Origin of the sequence: Parabacteroides sp. Marseille-P3160, from assembly GCF_900162725.1 — a bacterium.
Classification (GTDB): Bacteria; Bacteroidota; Bacteroidia; order Bacteroidales; family Tannerellaceae; genus Marseille-P3160.
Window position 1 is genome coordinate 2,819,500 of record NZ_LT799418.1, and the last position, 17,666, is coordinate 2,837,165.

14 protein-coding genes, 1 tRNA gene and 2 pseudogenes are annotated in these 17,666 nt (G+C 42.6%); 8 read left to right on the top strand and 9 right to left on the bottom strand.

Annotation, left to right across the window (positions count from 1 at the left end):
- The first annotated feature begins 46 nt into the window (after positions 1 to 46).
- Both BQ8014_RS11230 and BQ8014_RS11235 read left to right on the top strand, forming a co-directional pair.
- Positions 47 to 340, top strand: a complete 294-nt coding sequence (locus BQ8014_RS11230; RefSeq protein ID WP_080904422.1) for a nucleotidyltransferase family protein — start codon at positions 47 to 49, stop codon at positions 338 to 340.
- On the top strand, positions 333 to 587 hold the full coding sequence (locus tag BQ8014_RS11235; protein ID WP_080904423.1) for a ribonuclease HepT family protein: 255 nt from the start codon (positions 333 to 335) through the stop codon (positions 585 to 587). The genes BQ8014_RS11230 and BQ8014_RS11235 overlap by 8 nt, the downstream gene beginning before the upstream one ends.
- Before the next feature lie 47 nt (positions 588 to 634).
- On the opposite strand, the gene BQ8014_RS11240 is transcribed toward BQ8014_RS11235, so the two are convergent.
- Positions 635 to 1,666 carry an N-acetylmuramoyl-L-alanine amidase family protein gene (locus BQ8014_RS11240; protein WP_369808828.1) on the bottom strand — a complete coding sequence of 344 codons (1,032 nt, stop codon included), beginning with the start codon at positions 1,664 to 1,666 and terminating at the stop codon, positions 635 to 637.
- Between the two features lie 73 nt (positions 1,667 to 1,739).
- A complete protein-coding gene (serB, locus tag BQ8014_RS11245) occupies positions 1,740 to 2,957 on the bottom strand; it encodes a phosphoserine phosphatase SerB (protein WP_080904425.1) in 1,218 nt (405 codons plus the stop codon).
- A gap of 211 nt (positions 2,958 to 3,168) precedes the next feature.
- Here serB and BQ8014_RS11250 point away from each other — a divergent pair.
- Positions 3,169 to 4,194 (top strand): annotated as a pseudogene (locus BQ8014_RS11250) (GTP-binding protein); the annotation flags it as partial.
- A gap of 36 nt (positions 4,195 to 4,230) precedes the next feature.
- On the opposite strand, the pseudogene BQ8014_RS11255 reads toward BQ8014_RS11250, so the two are convergent.
- A pseudogene (locus BQ8014_RS11255) lies at positions 4,231 to 4,602 on the bottom strand (ACT domain-containing protein); the annotation flags it as partial.
- A gap of 211 nt (positions 4,603 to 4,813) precedes the next feature.
- Between BQ8014_RS11255 and BQ8014_RS19730 the strand changes: the two are divergent.
- Positions 4,814 to 6,124, top strand: coding sequence for a GTP-binding protein (locus tag BQ8014_RS19730; protein ID WP_087880506.1), 1,311 nt, complete (start codon positions 4,814 to 4,816; stop codon positions 6,122 to 6,124).
- A 59-nt stretch (positions 6,125 to 6,183) separates the two neighbouring features.
- Entirely contained in the window at positions 6,184 to 6,906 is a 723-nt protein-coding gene (locus BQ8014_RS11265) for a type 1 glutamine amidotransferase (protein WP_080904427.1), read from the top strand.
- A 33-nt stretch (positions 6,907 to 6,939) separates the two neighbouring features.
- On the opposite strand, the gene BQ8014_RS11270 is transcribed toward BQ8014_RS11265, so the two are convergent.
- Together BQ8014_RS11270 and BQ8014_RS11275 are read right to left on the bottom strand one after the other, a co-directional pair.
- Positions 6,940 to 9,852: an outer membrane beta-barrel protein gene (locus tag BQ8014_RS11270; protein WP_080904428.1), complete on the bottom strand. Its 2,913-nt coding sequence runs from the start codon at positions 9,850 to 9,852 to the stop codon at positions 6,940 to 6,942.
- A 108-nt stretch (positions 9,853 to 9,960) separates the two neighbouring features.
- Positions 9,961 to 12,594, bottom strand: coding sequence for a TonB-dependent receptor plug domain-containing protein (locus tag BQ8014_RS11275; RefSeq protein WP_080904429.1), 2,634 nt, complete (start codon positions 12,592 to 12,594; stop codon positions 9,961 to 9,963).
- A gap of 243 nt (positions 12,595 to 12,837) precedes the next feature.
- On the opposite strand from BQ8014_RS11275, the gene BQ8014_RS11280 reads away from it, so the two are divergent.
- Positions 12,838 to 13,341, top strand: coding sequence for a GNAT family N-acetyltransferase (locus tag BQ8014_RS11280; RefSeq protein WP_087880507.1), 504 nt, complete (start codon positions 12,838 to 12,840; stop codon positions 13,339 to 13,341).
- Positions 13,342 to 13,542: 201 nt separating this feature from the next.
- Here BQ8014_RS11280 and BQ8014_RS11285 read toward each other — a convergent pair.
- Positions 13,543 to 13,615 (bottom strand) — tRNA-Gly (locus BQ8014_RS11285).
- 255 nt (positions 13,616 to 13,870) lie between these two features.
- Between BQ8014_RS11285 and BQ8014_RS11290 the strand changes: the two genes are divergently transcribed.
- Entirely contained in the window at positions 13,871 to 14,599 is a 729-nt protein-coding gene (locus BQ8014_RS11290) for a nitroreductase family protein (protein ID WP_080904430.1), read from the top strand.
- Between the two features lie 44 nt (positions 14,600 to 14,643).
- Here the strand turns inward: BQ8014_RS11290 and BQ8014_RS11295 are convergent, their stop codons facing one another.
- Positions 14,644 to 15,507, bottom strand: coding sequence for a bifunctional methionine sulfoxide reductase B/A protein (locus BQ8014_RS11295; RefSeq protein WP_234998032.1), 864 nt, complete (start codon positions 15,505 to 15,507; stop codon positions 14,644 to 14,646).
- A 235-nt stretch (positions 15,508 to 15,742) separates the two neighbouring features.
- Between BQ8014_RS11295 and BQ8014_RS11300 the strand changes: the two genes are divergently transcribed.
- Positions 15,743 to 16,189: an acyl-CoA thioesterase gene (locus tag BQ8014_RS11300; RefSeq protein WP_080904432.1), complete on the top strand. Its 447-nt coding sequence runs from the start codon at positions 15,743 to 15,745 to the stop codon at positions 16,187 to 16,189.
- A 188-nt stretch (positions 16,190 to 16,377) separates the two neighbouring features.
- Here the strand turns inward: BQ8014_RS11300 and BQ8014_RS11305 are convergent, their stop codons facing one another.
- Positions 16,378 to 16,890 carry a contractile injection system tape measure protein gene (locus BQ8014_RS11305; protein WP_139785117.1) on the bottom strand — a complete coding sequence of 171 codons (513 nt, stop codon included), beginning with the start codon at positions 16,888 to 16,890 and terminating at the stop codon, positions 16,378 to 16,380.
- Positions 16,891 to 16,894: 4 nt separating this feature from the next.
- Positions 16,895 to 17,107 (bottom strand): XRE family transcriptional regulator, encoded by a 213-nt coding sequence (locus BQ8014_RS19205; RefSeq protein WP_139785118.1) that lies wholly within the window; start codon positions 17,105 to 17,107, stop codon positions 16,895 to 16,897.
- Positions 17,108 to 17,666 lie beyond the last annotated feature (559 nt).

The following is a 17,666-nucleotide window of genomic DNA, read 5'->3' on the forward strand; positions in this document are numbered from 1 at the left end:
TTAGACCGTGCGGATAATTTGGATATTTTATCGAAGTGAAAAGAATATGAAGTCGACATCAGAATATCAATCATTGCTGCGTGAATATATGCGGGCAAACGTTTCCCGTTACGGTATCACTCGTATGGGGATATTCGGATCTGTCGCTCGTGGCGAACAGACTGAAGGAAGTGATTTGGATATAGCATACGAGGGGAAGGCCGATTTATTTTTGCGTATCCGCATAAAAACAGACTTGGAAAAGTTATTCGGCTGTAAAGTAGATGTAGTCCGTTTGAGAGATCAATTATCCGATACGTTTTTCGGAGATGAACTTAATAGAGATCTGATTTATGTATAAAGAAAGTCGGATACGTTCCCTTTTACTTAGAATCGAAGAGGCTATTGTTCTTATCTTAGATCAAACAAAGCAAATAAAATCGTCGGATGATTTTCTAAAAACTTCTCATGGAATGTTCATTTTAGGTGGAGTATGCATGCAATTGATATTTATTGGCGAAAGTGTAAAAGTGATTTCCTCTACAGACCCGACATATTTGAAAAAATATCCGGATATGCCATGGAATGAAATTATGGGGCTACCATAAGGATGAATTAAAAGGCAGCAGGTAGAAATTCCGATACCGGAATTATTTTATTTCTTCTTTTTATAATGATTATAGTCCGTTATTAAGGCTTCACACATCCAGTTGGCTAAGGCCTGGCGATTGTCCGCGATCACTAAACGCCGCTGGTCGAATGAATTTCTGATGTTCCCAAGCTCTATGAAAACAGAAGCCGGTTCCGAATGATTCAAGACATATAAATTACGTTTACTCACCGTACCTGTGAATCCGCGTCCGGGTTGGTGGCGATCGTATTTCCGCGCAAACGTACTAACCATTGTATTGGCTAATTGTTTACTGCCGGATTTGGAAGAATGATAAAAAAAGACATCCGTTTGACTGCTCTTGCTCCGGCTGTCTATATGGATAAAAATTCCCCGGGAATATCCCTTCCCCTCTTTCTTGTCCAGCGCATTGATTTTCGAAGTACGTTGTTGCAACCTGGCTACCTGTCCCAGAGGAATCGCTTCTCCCATACATGTTTCCCGTTTGCTGTTTTCCAAAATCCGCTCGTCCCGGATGCCATCTACAGCGTCTTGTACCACTATATAAACGTTGGCTCCCCTTGTCTTCAAATTATAAGCCAGCCGCAAGGCGATATCATAAGCATACTCGTCTTCGTGCAGGCTATGTCCGTCCATCGTTCCGATCGCTCCGGGATCGGGACCGCCATGCCCGCTGCAAACGTAAAAGGTAGCTCCTTTCAATTCGGTGGATTTGATTTCGTAGCGGGCCCGTTTTTTACCGAATAAAGGTTCTGTTTGGAAAGTTCCTGCAACTTGCCTATTTTCCACCGGTTTTGCGGCGTCGGTATCTTTTGTCCTTTTTTTTAACGGCGGAAGCGTATAAGTTACTCCCATAAGTAGCGAATTGTTTTTCCCGAGTTTCGTTTTGTTCAATTCTATAAATTGCCGTTGATAGTCGTCACCGGAACGGTTATAGCGCATTAAAAAAGTGGTTATTCCATCCCCGTTCTTCGGTTTTGCTTTCTCTTGTCCCCATAATGGGATATGGCAAGAGAAGATGCAGAGAAAGAGCAGGATGTTATATATAAAATATATTCCGAATTTATTCAACAGTGTTATAAATTTATAAATATTGACAATATCCTCTCAGAAACAATCCGGACAATCGTTAATCCAGAAAAGAATCTTTATAACCGAGGAAATAGAGAATCCCGTCCAAGCCTATGGTAGAAATGGATTGTTTGGCGCTTTCCTTCACTTTCGGCTTGGCATGGAAAGCGATCCCTAAGCCGGCAACCGCCAGCATCGGCAGGTCGTTGGCGCCGTCGCCGACAGCCACCGTTTGGCGGATGTCCACATTTTCAACTTGGGCAATCAGCCGAAGAAGTTCCGCCTTGCGCTTCCCGTCGACAATATCCCCTGTATAACGCCCGGTCAGTTTACCGTCTTCCACTTCCAGTTCATTTGCATAGACATAATCGATATGATACTTTTGCTTCAGGTAATTGCCGAAATAAGTAAACCCGCCCGAAAGGATGGCAATCTTAAATCCGACTTTCTTCAGGACATGCATCAGCCTGTCTACACCGTCGGTGATCGGAAGATTTTCGGCGATTTCCTGCAATATCGAAATGTCCAGCCCTTTCAGCAAAGCACAACGCTGATGAAAACTTTCACAAAAATCAATTTCGCCCCGCATCGCCTGTTCCGTAATCGCCTTCACCTGCTCTCCTACTCCGGCGCGCATCGCCAACTCGTCGATGACCTCTGTTTCAATCAGCGTCGAATCCATATCAAAACAAATCAGGCGGCGCATCCGGCGATACATGCTGTCCTCCTGAAACGAGATGTCAATTTCCAGTTCGGAGGTCAGCTTCATGAAATCGGCTTGCATCTGCTCCTTATTCATGGGATTGCCCCGCACTGAAAATTCCACGCTTGCTTTCGGCGTACGTTCATTTTCATCCAGAGGAATCCGGCCGGTCAGCCTGCGGATATCGTCTATATTCATGCCCTGTTGGGCGACAATACCCGTGACACCCGCAATCTGTTTGGCTGTCACCATCCGTCCGACGATCGTGATGATATAACGGTTTTTACCTTGCATCCCCACCCATTGGGTATATTCCTCTTCGGATATCGGATGAAAACGGATATTCACGTTCAACTCATAACTTTTAAAAAGCAAGTCCTTCAAGGTGTTGCCGGAATTGGCTTCCGTGCATTGGAATAAAATACCAAGTGTCAGATTCTTATGGATTCCGGATTGTCCGATGTCGAGGATGACAGCATTGTTGCGAGCCAGTATATCCGTCAGTGCCGCCGTTACCCCCGGGCGATCGGTACCATTTATATTCAACTGAATAATTTCCTTTTTTTCTTTCATTCTATCCGTTTTGTTTTTCAACGTAAAAATCAGTGTCAGTGCGATGCAAATTTACAATGTTTTGTTAACCTCTACTTGCATTTCCAGCTCTAAAATTTAATTAATCGAATTTTCATATCTCATAATACTCTTTCACAGGAAAAAACCCTCGTATATTTTTTTCTCTTTCGGATGCTGCTTACCTTTGCTCGAATTATTAAATATAAAAGAGATGGCAAAGAAAATTCCGGTAACAATACTTAGCGGATTCTTGGGCGCAGGAAAGACGACCCTATTGAATCACATATTAAATAATAAAGAGAATTTGAAAGTCGCTGTAATCGTCAATGATATGGGAGAAGTGAATATCGATGCCCAGTTGGTTGAGAAACAGGGAGGAGTTTCAAAATCGGCGGGTAATTTGGTAGAACTCACCAACGGCTGTATTTGCTGTACGATCAATGATGACCTGTTAAAACAGGTGGAAGAATTAGCGAAAGACGGGAGTTTCGATTATTTACTGATCGAAGGATCCGGCATCGGCGAGCCGTTACCCATTGCACAGTCTTTTGTTTACGCCTATGACAACGCCGGTAGTAATCTGGCGCAGATTACCCGGTTGGATACGATGGTCACGGTTGTAGATGCATTCAATTTCCTCAAATGGTTCGGCGAAAAGGAAGTCACAGAGGAAGTCCTGACCCCCGTCAACGGCAACCGGACGGTAGTCGATCTGATGGTCGAACAAATCGAGTTTGCGAATGTAATTGTAATCAACAAGATCGACTTAGTTACGCCTTACCAGTTGGAGTCCGCCCGTCGTATATTGGGGCGCCTGAACCCCGAAGCGAAAATAATCCTGGCGGATCACGGGAAAGTGGATCCGAAGGAACTTCTCAATACCGGCCTGTTCGATTTTATCAAAGCGGCCGAAGGCGCCGGATGGCAAAAGGAATTAGCGAAAAAAGAAACCGAAGATAAGGAAGAACACTCCGCCCATCATCACGAACATGAACATGAGCACGAAGAAGGCTGCCGCCATGATGAAGGTGAAGAATGTACCTGTGGACATGATCACGATCACCACCACCATCATCACGACGAAGATAGCGAATACGGCATCGGTTCGTTTGTTTTTCGCGCCCGCCGTCCGTTTCATCCCAAACGGTTTAACGATTACATCTCCAATGACTGGGACAAAGGGATCATCCGAAGCAAAGGATTCTTCTGGATTGCCAGCCGCCCGGATGAAGTCCTGTTGTTAAGCCAGGCCGGAGCATCCATCGCTGTCGNCCTGTTGGGCGACAATACCCGTGACACCCGCAATCTGTTTGGCTGTCACCATCCGTCCGACGATCGTGATGATATAACGGTTTTTACCTTGCATCCCCACCCATTGGGTATATTCCTCTTCGGATATCGGATGAAAACGGATATTCACGTTCAACTCATAACTTTTAAAAAGCAAGTCCTTCAAGGTGTTGCCGGAATTGGCTTCCGTGCATTGGAATAAAATACCAAGTGTCAGATTCTTATGGATTCCGGATTGTCCGATGTCGAGGATGACAGCATTGTTGCGAGCCAGTATATCCGTCAGTGCCGCCGTTACCCCCGGGCGATCGGTACCATTTATATTCAACTGAATAATTTCCTTTTTTTCTTTCATTCTATCCGTTTTGTTTTTCAACGTAAAAATCAGTGTCAGTGCGATGCAAATTTACAATGTTTTGTTAACCTCTACTTGCATTTCCAGCTCTAAAATTTAATTAATCGAATTTTCATATCTCATAATACTCTTTCACAGGAAAAAACCCTCGTATATTTTTTTCTCTTTCGGATGCTGCTTACCTTTGCTCGAATTATTAAATATAAAAGAGATGGCAAAGAAAATTCCGGTAACAATACTTAGCGGATTCTTGGGCGCAGGAAAGACGACCCTATTGAATCACATATTAAATAATAAAGAGAATTTGAAAGTCGCTGTAATCGTCAATGATATGGGAGAAGTGAATATCGATGCCCAGTTGGTTGAGAAACAGGGAGGAGTTTCAAAATCGGCGGGTAATTTGGTAGAACTCACCAACGGCTGTATTTGCTGTACGATCAATGATGACCTGTTAAAACAGGTGGAAGAATTAGCGAAAGACGGGAGTTTCGATTATTTACTGATCGAAGGATCCGGCATCGGCGAGCCGTTACCCATTGCACAGTCTTTTGTTTACGCCTATGACAACGCCGGTAGTAATCTGGCGCAGATTACCCGGTTGGATACGATGGTCACGGTTGTAGATGCATTCAATTTCCTCAAATGGTTCGGCGAAAAGGAAGTCACAGAGGAAGTCCTGACCCCCGTCAACGGCAACCGGACGGTAGTCGATCTGATGGTCGAACAAATCGAGTTTGCGAATGTAATTGTAATCAACAAGATCGACTTAGTTACGCCTTACCAGTTGGAGTCCGCCCGTCGTATATTGGGGCGCCTGAACCCCGAAGCGAAAATAATCCTGGCGGATCACGGGAAAGTGGATCCGAAGGAACTTCTCAATACCGGCCTGTTCGATTTTATCAAAGCGGCCGAAGGCGCCGGATGGCAAAAGGAATTAGCGAAAAAAGAAACCGAAGATAAGGAAGAACACTCCGCCCATCATCACGAACATGAACATGAGCACGAAGAAGGCTGCCGCCATGATGAAGGTGAAGAATGTACCTGTGGACATGATCACGATCACCACCACCATCATCACGACGAAGATAGCGAATACGGCATCGGTTCGTTTGTTTTTCGCGCCCGCCGTCCGTTTCATCCCAAACGGTTTAACGATTACATCTCCAATGACTGGGACAAAGGGATCATCCGAAGCAAAGGATTCTTCTGGATTGCCAGCCGCCCGGATGAAGTCCTGTTGTTAAGCCAGGCCGGAGCATCCATCGCTGTCGACAAAATAGGGAGTTGGTGGGTATCCCTACCCTTGATCGACCGTAACCAGCATCCCGCCTTCCAGGCGAATGAGGAATATATTATGAGCCGTTGGGACAAAAAATACGGAGACCGTATCATCGAACTGGTCTTTATCGGCCAGAACATGGATGAAGCGAAGATCCGTCAGACGCTGACGGAGTGTCTCTGTTCCGACCGTGAGTTCGAAGCCTTCGAAAAAGGCATTTTGAAAGACCATAGCTGGTCTTAATTAAAACCGAGCGCTCGTAGTGATTTCCTTTCAACTAAAAATAAAAACTTTGATTTTTGATGAAAAGTTTAAGAATTCATTATTTTCAGCATGTTCCATTTGAAGGGTTAGGTTATATTGAAACATGGGCTTCGGAAAATAAACATCAGTTATCGTCTACTCAATTTTATAAAGGAGAATTACCTCCTAATGTGGAGGAGATAGACTGGCTCATCGTTATGGGGGGCCCGATGAATATTTATGAGGAGACGACATATCCTTGGCTCATAACAGAAAAGAGTTTTATCAAACAAGCCATAGAGCAAAACAAGCCAGTTCTTGGAATCTGTCTGGGCTCCCAACTCATTGCCTCGGTTCTGGGTGCAAGAATAAAAGCAAATCAAATGAAAGAGATCGGTTGGTTTCCGGTGGAATTTACTCCGGACAAAGTCTTTTATACTGCTTTTAAGGGGATTCCAAAACAAAGGACAGTTGTTTTCCATTGGCATGGCGATACATTTGATCTTCCCGAAGGAGCCGTATTGATATCCTCCAGCGAAGTTTGCCGAAATCAAGCCTTTATTTTCAAAGACAATGTAATCGGGTTTCAATTCCATTTGGAAACGACCATCGAGTCTCTAAAGAATATGTTATATCATGGAAAAGAAGAATTGAAAGAAAATGGTGCCTACATTCAGAACCCGGATACGATTTTACTGGGAGCAAATCATATTAGGGAGAACAACAAACTAATGGCCCATGTTTTGAATGGAATGTATTTAACGATGAATGATGAACATTGAAAGATATAGATAAATGAGAACCGGAATATTTCTTTAGAATTGGCCTCTATTACCGGACCTTCTGTTATCCCTATTTTCGGTGTTACCGTTATCCTCAAAGTCCGTATCCCCGACCTCCCTGGACCGGTTTCTTTGTGGACCTCTTATATTATTGAATCTATAAGAAAAGGAAACCATAAAATAGCCGGTCATGGCATTATTCCTCACGTCTTCGATATAATCGGCGGTAATATTTCTTCTGATGCTTAACCGTTGTTGTAGGATATCGTTGATCTGCAAACGGAGGGAACCCCGGTTTTGTTTGAGGAATTGCTTGCTGACCTGGGCGTTCCAGATGGTCTCGTTTAGATTGTAACCCGACGACAATCCCCGGTTGGCCGTATAATTTATGTCCGAAGCGATAGCGAAGCTGTATGGCAACTGCAAATTGGTATTATAGGTAAACGTATAATTGAATGACTCCGTACCCTGCTGGTTTACAATCACCTCGTTGGATGTTTTGGAATACCGGACGCGCCCCCTTATTTGTCCGTAAAAAAAATCATTCGAATAACTCAAATTTAAATCCTGGGCGGCATTGAGCGTTTTCGAAATATTCCTCTCCGTCTGCTTCTCTATCGTGGTGTAACCAATCCTGTTGTTATAGCCTAAATTCGAACGCGAACTGAACCGAACCCTTTTTTTTGCATCAAAAGGTTTGGAGTAATTAATAGTGGCATTACTGCTCCATGTTCCGTTTTCATTGATGGGCTTGGTATATTGGATTCCCGTATTTTCCTCATAAGTCGTATAGTTGATTATCTGATTCTGTGTAAACTGATGGCTGAGATTGACGGTAAATACTTTATATGTTTCCCTGTTGTTGAAATCATAATCCAAAGAGATATTGTGATTGAAAGCAGGAAGCAAATCAGGGTTACCGTTGCGTATATGCAGAGGATTCGTATTGTTGGTTGTCGGATCGAGCTGCGAGACGGACGGTTGGCTGGTACTGCCGTTATAACGGAAACGCAGGTTTTGCCTTAACTCACGCGAATTGCTGAAGCGATAAGTAAAATTCAATTGAGGGGCGTAATTGGTCGCCGTCCGTCCGGGCAGTTCATTCACAATTGAATCATTTCCCGAAGCATACCAATCTTTGACAAAACTCTTGCTGCTGGTACGGGCAGGAGCTATCCGTAGTCCGATATTATAGGAATATTTCGGACGGATAGACCGGAAATTCGTCCGAAAGTTCTGGTTGATCGTTTTAGTATTCGAACTTTTATTATAATCGGGGTCTATATAGGTATAGTCTTCTGTTTCTTCTTCATAATCCAATGTTTTCCGCCTATTTTCCGTGTTATTGACATCTATACTGTATGAAAAGTCAAGGAAATTATTATTCCATACCGGTTCCACATAGCTCAGGCTCAGATTATAGGAGAACCGGTCTTGATTTGATTCCAGCTTTTGGTCTCTGTCTTCATTCCTGTCGGGCGAACGGTAGAATATATTTTCCGAGGCATTCATCCCCGACCCCGAACTTTTATTAAGGCTATAGTTAGCCCCCAAGCTGATTCTGCGTCCTTTGGCCGAGAGTTTACGGGAAACATCCAGGCGCAACCGTGTATTAAAACCATTTGTATTCATCCAATCCTCCGAGTTACTCTCGTTTACTTTTGATGAATCCGCATCGCCAGCCATCGTAACCTGAAAAGAAGAGGAACGGGATTTGGAATAATTATAAGACAAAGAAGGACTGAACACGACTTGAGTGGAAGAATCCATTTGGTATTCCAACTTCCCGTCAAAGGAAAAATTGTTGCTATAATCGCGATCGGTCGATAAACTTTTACGATACGAAACGCTATCTTTCAATAGGTTCTGGCGGAACTGGTCGTTTTCGGCATAGCTATCGCTGTAATCATACATGACATTTCCTCCGAACTTCATTTTATCATTGACAATCTTTGCCGTATTTATTCCGAACGTATTGGAACTGGTAATACCGCTCCGGCCGCTTCGGCTACGCCCCGAACGTATATTGTTCCCCCGGTCGGTCGAACCTTGGTTATTAATGTTATTTGCATTGGCGATAAATGAAATCTGGTCGTTTTCCAGGAACCGGTTTAGCATCGCGCTTTCCGTATACCGCAGATCATTATCTTTGTTCTCCCTGGTCAATGCTCCCAATCCGGATGTCACGTTTCCCATCCAACCCTTCTTCATCCCTTTCTTTATCGTAATGTTGATGATGGTTTCTTCTTCCCCGTCGTCGATACCGGTCAAAATGGCCATATCCGACTTTTTTTCGATTACCTGTACCTTGTCCACTATATCTGCAGTCAGGTTTTTCGTCGCCATTTTGGGATCATCGCCGAAAAATTCTTTCCCGTCCACATAGACGCGGCGAACTTGTTTTCCATCCGGTTTCTTTATATTTCCGTCCGTATCGACCTCCATTCCCGGCAACATCTTGATAAGATCTTCCACGACTGCACCTTCCGCCACTTTAAAGGCGGCTGCATTATACTCCAGCGTATCCTCTTTGACAACAAGTTCCGGAGGTTCTATCGTTATGGTCACTTCCGAAAGCATGATATCGGCCGCCTTTAAATAAATTGTATCCGCCACCAACGGCTTTCCCGTCTGCTTTTTCAGACTCGCCGGGGGAATAGCGACGCGAGCCGTATCATAACCCAGAAATGAAACGGCCAGATTATATCGGGATAAAGCAAGGTCATTAAATGTAAAAACGCCCGATTCGTTCGTAGCGACTGCTTTTATTAATTTATTATCAATAGTATATAGACCGGCGACAGCCATCTCTACCGGCTCACGGTTAACCGAGTCGATCACAATACCTCTTATGGAATACCGACTCTGTCCAAGAAACTCAATATTGGTTTGAGAGAAAATGGGTATGGGTATAAGCAATAACAAAAAGAAAAAAAGGTCTTTCATCCGCACTTCTTGTTTTTTGTGACGAATGTTAGACTATATTCTTTTAAAAAGGTTTAAAAACAACATCTTTTATGTTTTCTTAGAAACGGACGAAACTTTGCCGGAACATCACTCTACCTTATCCCTTTCTATTTTAGCTACCTTGTGGATGATATGTCCATAGTCTGAGACTCCTTCTATGACGACGGAATAAGAAGTCGGACTATCAGCCGCATAGAAATCCAACATAATTTCTCCGTTTACCGGAACTTTTACGTCCGGCTTCCAATAGATTGTTGTTCGAAGATCAGGCGTCGGATTCTCCGGTTCTACATCATACTTGGGAGAATAAAATTCGATAGGTTTTTGATATCCTAAGGGCCGATAGTCATTGATATTTTTATTGACGCTCTTCGTATAAATTCCCAATCCCCGTTTAGTCGATATGACAAGGGCGCCATTGGTTGCCTGCGAACCGAACATCACTCCTGCGGAAGCGTCCTTGATAAGGAAAAGATCGCTGATATCGCTCACTTCCATTGAAAAAATATCATAGCCTTCATAAGGCACGTCATCAATCACAATCAAGGGAGCTCCTTGTCCCCGGACGGATAATCCGTCATTGATGACCATAAGCCCGGATATTTGCATCAACAAAGACCGCATATCATGTATATGCCTTTTATCTATATCATTTGCGGTGATTATCCGGCCCGAGGAAACCGGGGAATAGTATTTGGATTCGGTCTCCGGATTACGTTTGGCCGTAACTTCAACTTCGGCAAGGTTGTGCACCCTGATCCCGTTTTCAGTAAGATATTTTTCATCAGCCTTGGCTATATATTCTGCTGAAGGAGTATTGATGGAATTATAATCGACGGGAATGCTTTGCGATACCGGCGGATAGGGATCGGTTTTATCTAATTCAAGAAATACATTGCCTCTGTCTTTATTCGTCTTTGCCTGAACAACAAAACGGGTGCCGTCCGGATATTCGATGTCTTTTAACTCAAACAGTCCTTTCTGGTCGGTCTGGACAACGTGAGCGTTTACCGAACTATCCTCCATCGCCAAAACAGAAACATAACCGTCTTTTATTGACCGAAAGATACCGTCGACCTTTCCCCTGATCGTCTGGCTGCTCTCCAAGGGCAGAGAAGGTCTGGCCATTTTTCCCTGCATTACTTCAGGTATGGGATAACGGCACCAACCTTGGGTGGTCATCAATAAATCCAAGGCATACATTGCCGAATGCACATTCAGGCCAAAGTAATAGGAAGGATTTTCTATATATCCCTTCAGTTCCGACGTGAGTAACAAGTCTGTTATAATCGTATTACGAACGTCGATTTTCACATCTTTGTCATCCGTAACGGAAATAGAAAAATTCCCGGAAAGAGGCGCTTGAGTGACGTCCGCAATCTTTATGGAAGATAGAACATGCTGTCTCGCGGCATAATTCTCCTGATCGGTAGAAAAGTCTGTCCGGGCCATGTCATTTTCATAATAATTGAAAATCAAACGTTCACTGATTACATTTTTATTTGAATCGTAAAGGACAAAATGACCTATTCCGGAAGGAAAAAAATCCTTCTCGAAAATTATATATTCTTTTGATGAATCCCATTTTTTGTTATATAACACAGCCCCGCGGGTATGTACCAGTAGATATAGATCCTCTTTTTTAGTATAATCCGCCGATTTGTTGACCGCCACATAAATACTATTTTGGGCCCGGCTCACTTTTAACCCACAATGATTCGTTACTGCAGGGGGAAGTTCAAAGCGTTTGATCCTGTTTTCGCTATTTGTGCATTCCGCAAAATATTTTTTGCCGGGCATCGGTATCAAGTGGAAACTTCCCATACCCTGATATGTCGTTTTACAATGGACAATCTCCTCCCCTTGGTCATCCACAATGGCCACAGTCACGCTGTCTGATAATCCGTCCGAACCGATTGCTTTGAAGGTAAGGGCATTGCTAACCCCTTCCAATAAGTTTCCTCCTTCGGCGAAAAACGACACATTATAATCATCTTTCGGAAAAGGCACATAAATATATTTATTATATATCTTCCCGTTATACCGCAGGCTGATCTTCAAAATCCGACTGCCCTCCTTCTCCGGCATCTTGAACGAATATCTTGCAATCGTATCCTTGCCAAACTTCAGGGATGCCGTCTTCATTCCCATTAGCAATTCCACATTCCCAGGTTCAAAAGAGTTATTGCTTTTATCTGTAAATTTTAATGTGAGGGTTACATGCTCGTCGCCTTCAAAAGCAAATTTCGTGTCCATATTGAATTTGAGGGAAAGCGGATCCGTGATAAGGATTTGTTTTCTGAAAAAATAGTCTTCTCCTAAATTTTTCATGAACAAGGTGTAGGAACGTATCGTATAGATTCCTTCCGGCACATCCTCTTCTATCGGGATATAGCCATGGAACAAGCCTAAACTGTCGGGGCGTATCTTAACCCTGCTGATTACCGAATCCAATGGATTTATCAGTTCGGCATATACATATCTGCTCGCATTGGCCTGTTTGTTCAATAAGGCATCGACCAGATGAGCTCTGAACCAGATTTTTTCTCCCGAAATATAGTTGGGTTTATCAATTTGAAGATAAAGTTTTTCTTGAGGAAAAAGATTCAATTGTTTCACAAAATTATCTGTGATCGAATCAGTATAAGACTCAGATGCACTTTGTGCTTCCATCTTTAAGCCGTAAATAATACATATCGCCAGAAATAAAATCTTTTTCATATTTATTATGTTATTATCCCTCACAAAGATCAAAAAAGTTCTTAATATAATTCATGCAAATAAGCAATAATATTCCAATAAAATTATGTAAAATAAATATAATTAATCTTTTACAAACATTTACATAGGAGAACTACTATTACTTTTTGATTTTCGATCGTTGCTATAGGAAATTTTCCTTGGGCATAAGGTCGCTTTTTATCCTCTTTTCTTACATTTGTTCCCGTTATAAATGATATTGGTATGCCTGAGTTGAATTATCGTGATGCAAAGCGCGAAGATTTGCCTGGAATTGTAGATATCTATAATTCTACCGTTGCTTCGCGTATGGTTACAGCCGATCTGCGGCCGGTGTCCGTGGCCGACCGGGAAAAGTGGTTTGCCGACCATGATCCACGGAAGCGGCCTTTATGGGTTGTGGAAAATGCTTCCGGAGAAATGGTAGGCTGGTGCAGCCTGCAATCTTTTTATGGGCGTCAGGCCTACGACGCCACAGTGGAAGTCAGCATCTATTTGGCACCGGAACAACGGGGCAAAGGCTTTGGCAAACAGGTTTTGCAGTATTGCATCAACCAGGCTCCCCGGTTCGGAATCAAAACATTACTGGGCTTTATCTTTCAGCACAACATTCCCAGCTTGCAACTCTTTTATCATTTCGGATTTAAAGACTGGGGGCTGCTCCCCGATATTGCCCGTCTCGATGACTGCGAACGAAGCCTGGTGATCGTAGGAAAAAGGATCGGATAACAATATAAATTAACGGTTTAAGTTGCGAATCATCACCTATTTCGGATTTTTGAAAACAGGTACCGATTTAGGCACTTTTTTCTGTCTTCGTGACTGTATATTTGTCTATTCGTTGGGATCGGTATTTAAAAAAACACCTTCCAAACTATTAATTTGAAAGGTGTTATCTCCATTCTTCTCTCTGATGTCTTTCAGAATATGAGCGAAAGACGGGACTCGAACCCGCGACCCTAACCTTGGCAAGGTTATGCTCTACCAACTGAGCTACTTTCGCATAACGGCTGCAAAGATAAAACAAGATTTTGGATTACGCAAAGGCTGTGGCCAAATTTACCATGCACCTGCCCTTCCTGCATCTTCAGCGAATAAATGACGATGGCCGTCTTCCGGCCAGGCCTCAATAGTATAACATGCTCATCCAGTAAACGTTGTTGGTTGACGTTTTTTTTGTATTTTTGGTGTCAGTCACAGCCAAGCCGCTGTGACGTTAATGATCACAAAAAAAATAACTTTATAAAATCTATTAAATATGAATTTAGAGGAAATCTTGAATTACCGCCGTTCGGTACGGGTCTATGATAAGGAAAAACAAATAGATACTGATAAAGTCAGGCATTGCATTGAATTGGCGACATTAGCGCCTAATAGTTCGAATATGCAATTGTGGGAGTTTTATCATATTACAACCCCTGAACTTTTGAATAAGATGGCAACAGCGTGCCTTGATCAAACAGCTGTTTCAACAGCTTCACAGTTGGTTGTCTTCGTCACACGTCGGGATTTATATAGAAAACGGGCGAAAGCTATTTTCGAATTTGAAGAAGGAAACATTCAACGGAACAGCCCTAAGGAGCGACAGGAAAAACGTATCAAAGACAGGAAATTGTATTACGGGAAGTTGATTCCGTTTCTTTATGCACGTTTTTTCGGCATTTTAGGACTTTTTAGAAAATTAATAGTGAGCATTATCGGTATTTTCCACCCGATTGTACGCCAGGTTTCAGAAGGAGACATACGTGTTGTCGTTCATAAAACGTGCGGGCTCGCAGCTCAGACATTCATGATAGCGATGGCGAATGAAGGGTATGATACCTGTCCGCTGGAAGGGTTTGACAGCAAACAAGTAAAAAAACTACTTAAGCTACCTTATGGCGCCGAAGTGAACATGGTTATTCCGTGCGGAATACGAAAAGGAGACGAAGGAATCTGGGGCGAACGGTTTAGGATCCCATTTGAGGAAGTTTACCATAAAATGTAAATTTCTGGAATGAAAACAATATCCCGTAGGCCCGGATTCAGCGATCAGTCGAATATTTTCCGGTAACGATGGCAATAGGGACGGTCCCCTTTGTGCTCGTAGTATTGCTGATGATAGTTCTCCGCCTTCCAAAAGGTGGAAACCGGCTTCAACATCGTAGCTACGCGGTAGCCTTTCGATTCCAGGATCCCGATATATTTTTCGGCGATTGCCTTTTCTTCCGGATTGGCATAAAAGAGGCAGGAAAGATATTGGGGGCCGATGTCGGGGCCTTGTCCATCTGCCTGCGTAAAGTCATGGATTTCGAAAAACAACTTGACTAAGTCTTCATAGGAAATCCGTGTGCTGTCATATTCTATTTCGGTCGTTTCCAGATGTCCGGTATTTTTCCGGCAGACCTGTTCATAAGTCGGATGCTCGACATGCCCGCCCATGAACCCGACAGCAGTATGTTTTACGCCGGCAGCTTTCATAAAATAATATTCGGCTCCCCAGAAGCAACCGCAAGCCATATAGGCCTTCTTCAAAGTTTTGTTGACCGACGGAATAAACTTCATGGAGATCGAGTTTACGCAATGGCGGGTATTCTTGGGTGTAAATCCTTCCCCAAGAAAGACATGCCCCAGATGGGCGCCGCACTTGGCGCAAACAATTTCGGTACGCAGTCCGTCGGCATCCGGGATCCGCTTGACCGCGCCCTCGATCTCGTCGTCAAAGGAAGGCCATCCGCAATGTGCATCAAACTGGTCGGAGGAACGGTAAAGCGGCGCCTCACAGCGTTTGCATACATAGACGCCTTCGCGTGTGTTCTTTACATATTCGCCGGTAAAGGGCCGTTCCGTCCCTTTATGTACGATCACATACTCCTCTTCGGGAGTCAGCGGGTTATATCCGTTGTCCTGTTTCATTTCTTTTTGGCTATATGCACACGAGAAACTCGTGGCGATTAATATTATAAATAAAAATACTTGTTTCCTGTTCATTAGAATCTCTCTTCAAGAAATAAACAATCGAAGCCCGGGTTTTGATTTCAAACGGTGCATCGATAGAAACAATTAAAGAGCTTTTAAGAATTATCGAATGGAAGACGGAGTAAAATAAGTAAGAATAGCGTATTTTTGCAGAAATTTTAAGAAATATAAAATGGAGGAAATAGCATTTAAACATACCTTACCCCTTCAGATACGATTTAACGATGTTGATAAATTCGGCCATGTAAACAATGAAGTTTACTTTTCATTTTATGATTTAGGGAAAACGGAATATTTCGAATCCGTCTGCCCCAATGTCGATTGGGAAAAAGACGGAATCGTTGTGGTTCATATTGTTGTGGATTTCATGTCTCAGATATTCAGCACGGATCATGTATCCGTAGAAACGGCTGTCGTAAGTATCGGGACAAAGAGTTTCGAGTTGGCCCAACGCGTCGTCGATTCCAAGACGGGGGAAGTGAAGTGTTGCTGTCGTTCCATTATGGTGGCCTACGACCTGATCAAACATGAATCCAAGCCCCTGACGGATGAATGGGTGAAGGCCATCTGTGCCTACGAAGGAAAGGACCTGAGACGGAAAAATTCCCCGGGGCAGTGATTCTTATCGATATAAATAGCGCCATATTGACATAAAAAAAGCGATCCGACACAATAAGTATCGACTCGCCAAGCGTTGTTTTAAGCTATTAATCAGCTTTTAAAGCTTTGTAGGGATACCAAGATTCGAACTTGCCCCCTACCCTCAAAGCCACTTTGTGAAATCACTATCGGTTATTCGCTCAATTTCTATCGCCACTGTACCATAATAGGCTTTTTCATCCAAGGCATTTTTATTATTTCCAAATTCCACGGAACGCTATTGATAAGCATATCGTATGCTTTTTTTTCCACTATAAGCCTAAATGAGTTTTCTATTTCTTCAAGGCTTCCATTCCTCCTTAAAAAGGATTCGCGTAAACTCGTGATAGATGAGTTTCTCAGTTTTTCCCAACCTTGTAATACTGCGTTTAGCATCGATATGACAGTCTCTTTTTCTGAATCGCAGATTTCCATTGTTTTAGATATAGGATCGTTAATTCCAATCCCCACTAATAGTTTATTTATCAATAGTTCTGAGTCACTCGCTTCTTCTTTTCCCCAAACAGCATAATGCAAGAGGAATACAGCTTTTATGCGGGCATTATCGCCTTTAAACTCATTTTTCTCTATAAGCGACAGCAAAGAAAAAAGACGAGGTAAATAAGGAGCTAATATAGCTATACCGGCATTTGTGATAATTTTAGGTTCATTCGTTTCCATGGCGTTATTTATAATATTCTTTTCCTCTGATATTTTCGTAATCTTGTGGGATGTGGAAATTTTCCATAACCAATCTTTTACCACAGTTAGGGCAAGTGATGGAATTATTATCCTCTGGGAATAAATCACAAACCGGTACGCCTAATATTTTTGCAATATCCTCTAATTTGTCAAGGCTTACACGCCCTGCGATATTCTGACTTAACGCAGATGCCATTATGCCTAATTGCTTTGTAATATATCTTTTATTCTTAATTCCCCTTATATAATCTTTGATGCAAATATATAAAGTTTAGACAGTTAGTATCTTATCTGCAAGACGCTTCTTATAAACCTTTGCCATATTTACGATTTATTTAGATACAAAGTTATCAAACTTACTTCATTTGACGATAGATAGATAATTAAACTTTGCTATTTGGCTGAATTTTATTTTGCTATTTGGCCTAAAAATACTTTGCTATTTGGCTTAGGGTTCTTAAAAGTAAACATTTTTCCACTCTTAATCACATTTATCTGTTGTTCAATACGATCCTTAAATGTTTTCATATCTGAATAATTCGTTGTGAAAAGTTGAAAAATAAAATAATACTTATCAAAACTTCAAAATCATCTCATAGACCGCTTCATAAGTCAAGTCCCTCTTGGAAAGATAATATGAATGGTGTTTCATCCACGTTCAGGCCCTCCGGGTTTTAGAGAAAAATTATGGGCGCTCCACTGTAATTTTTCCCCGTAAAAAATGCTCCTGAACCCCATTCATATTGATGAGTGTC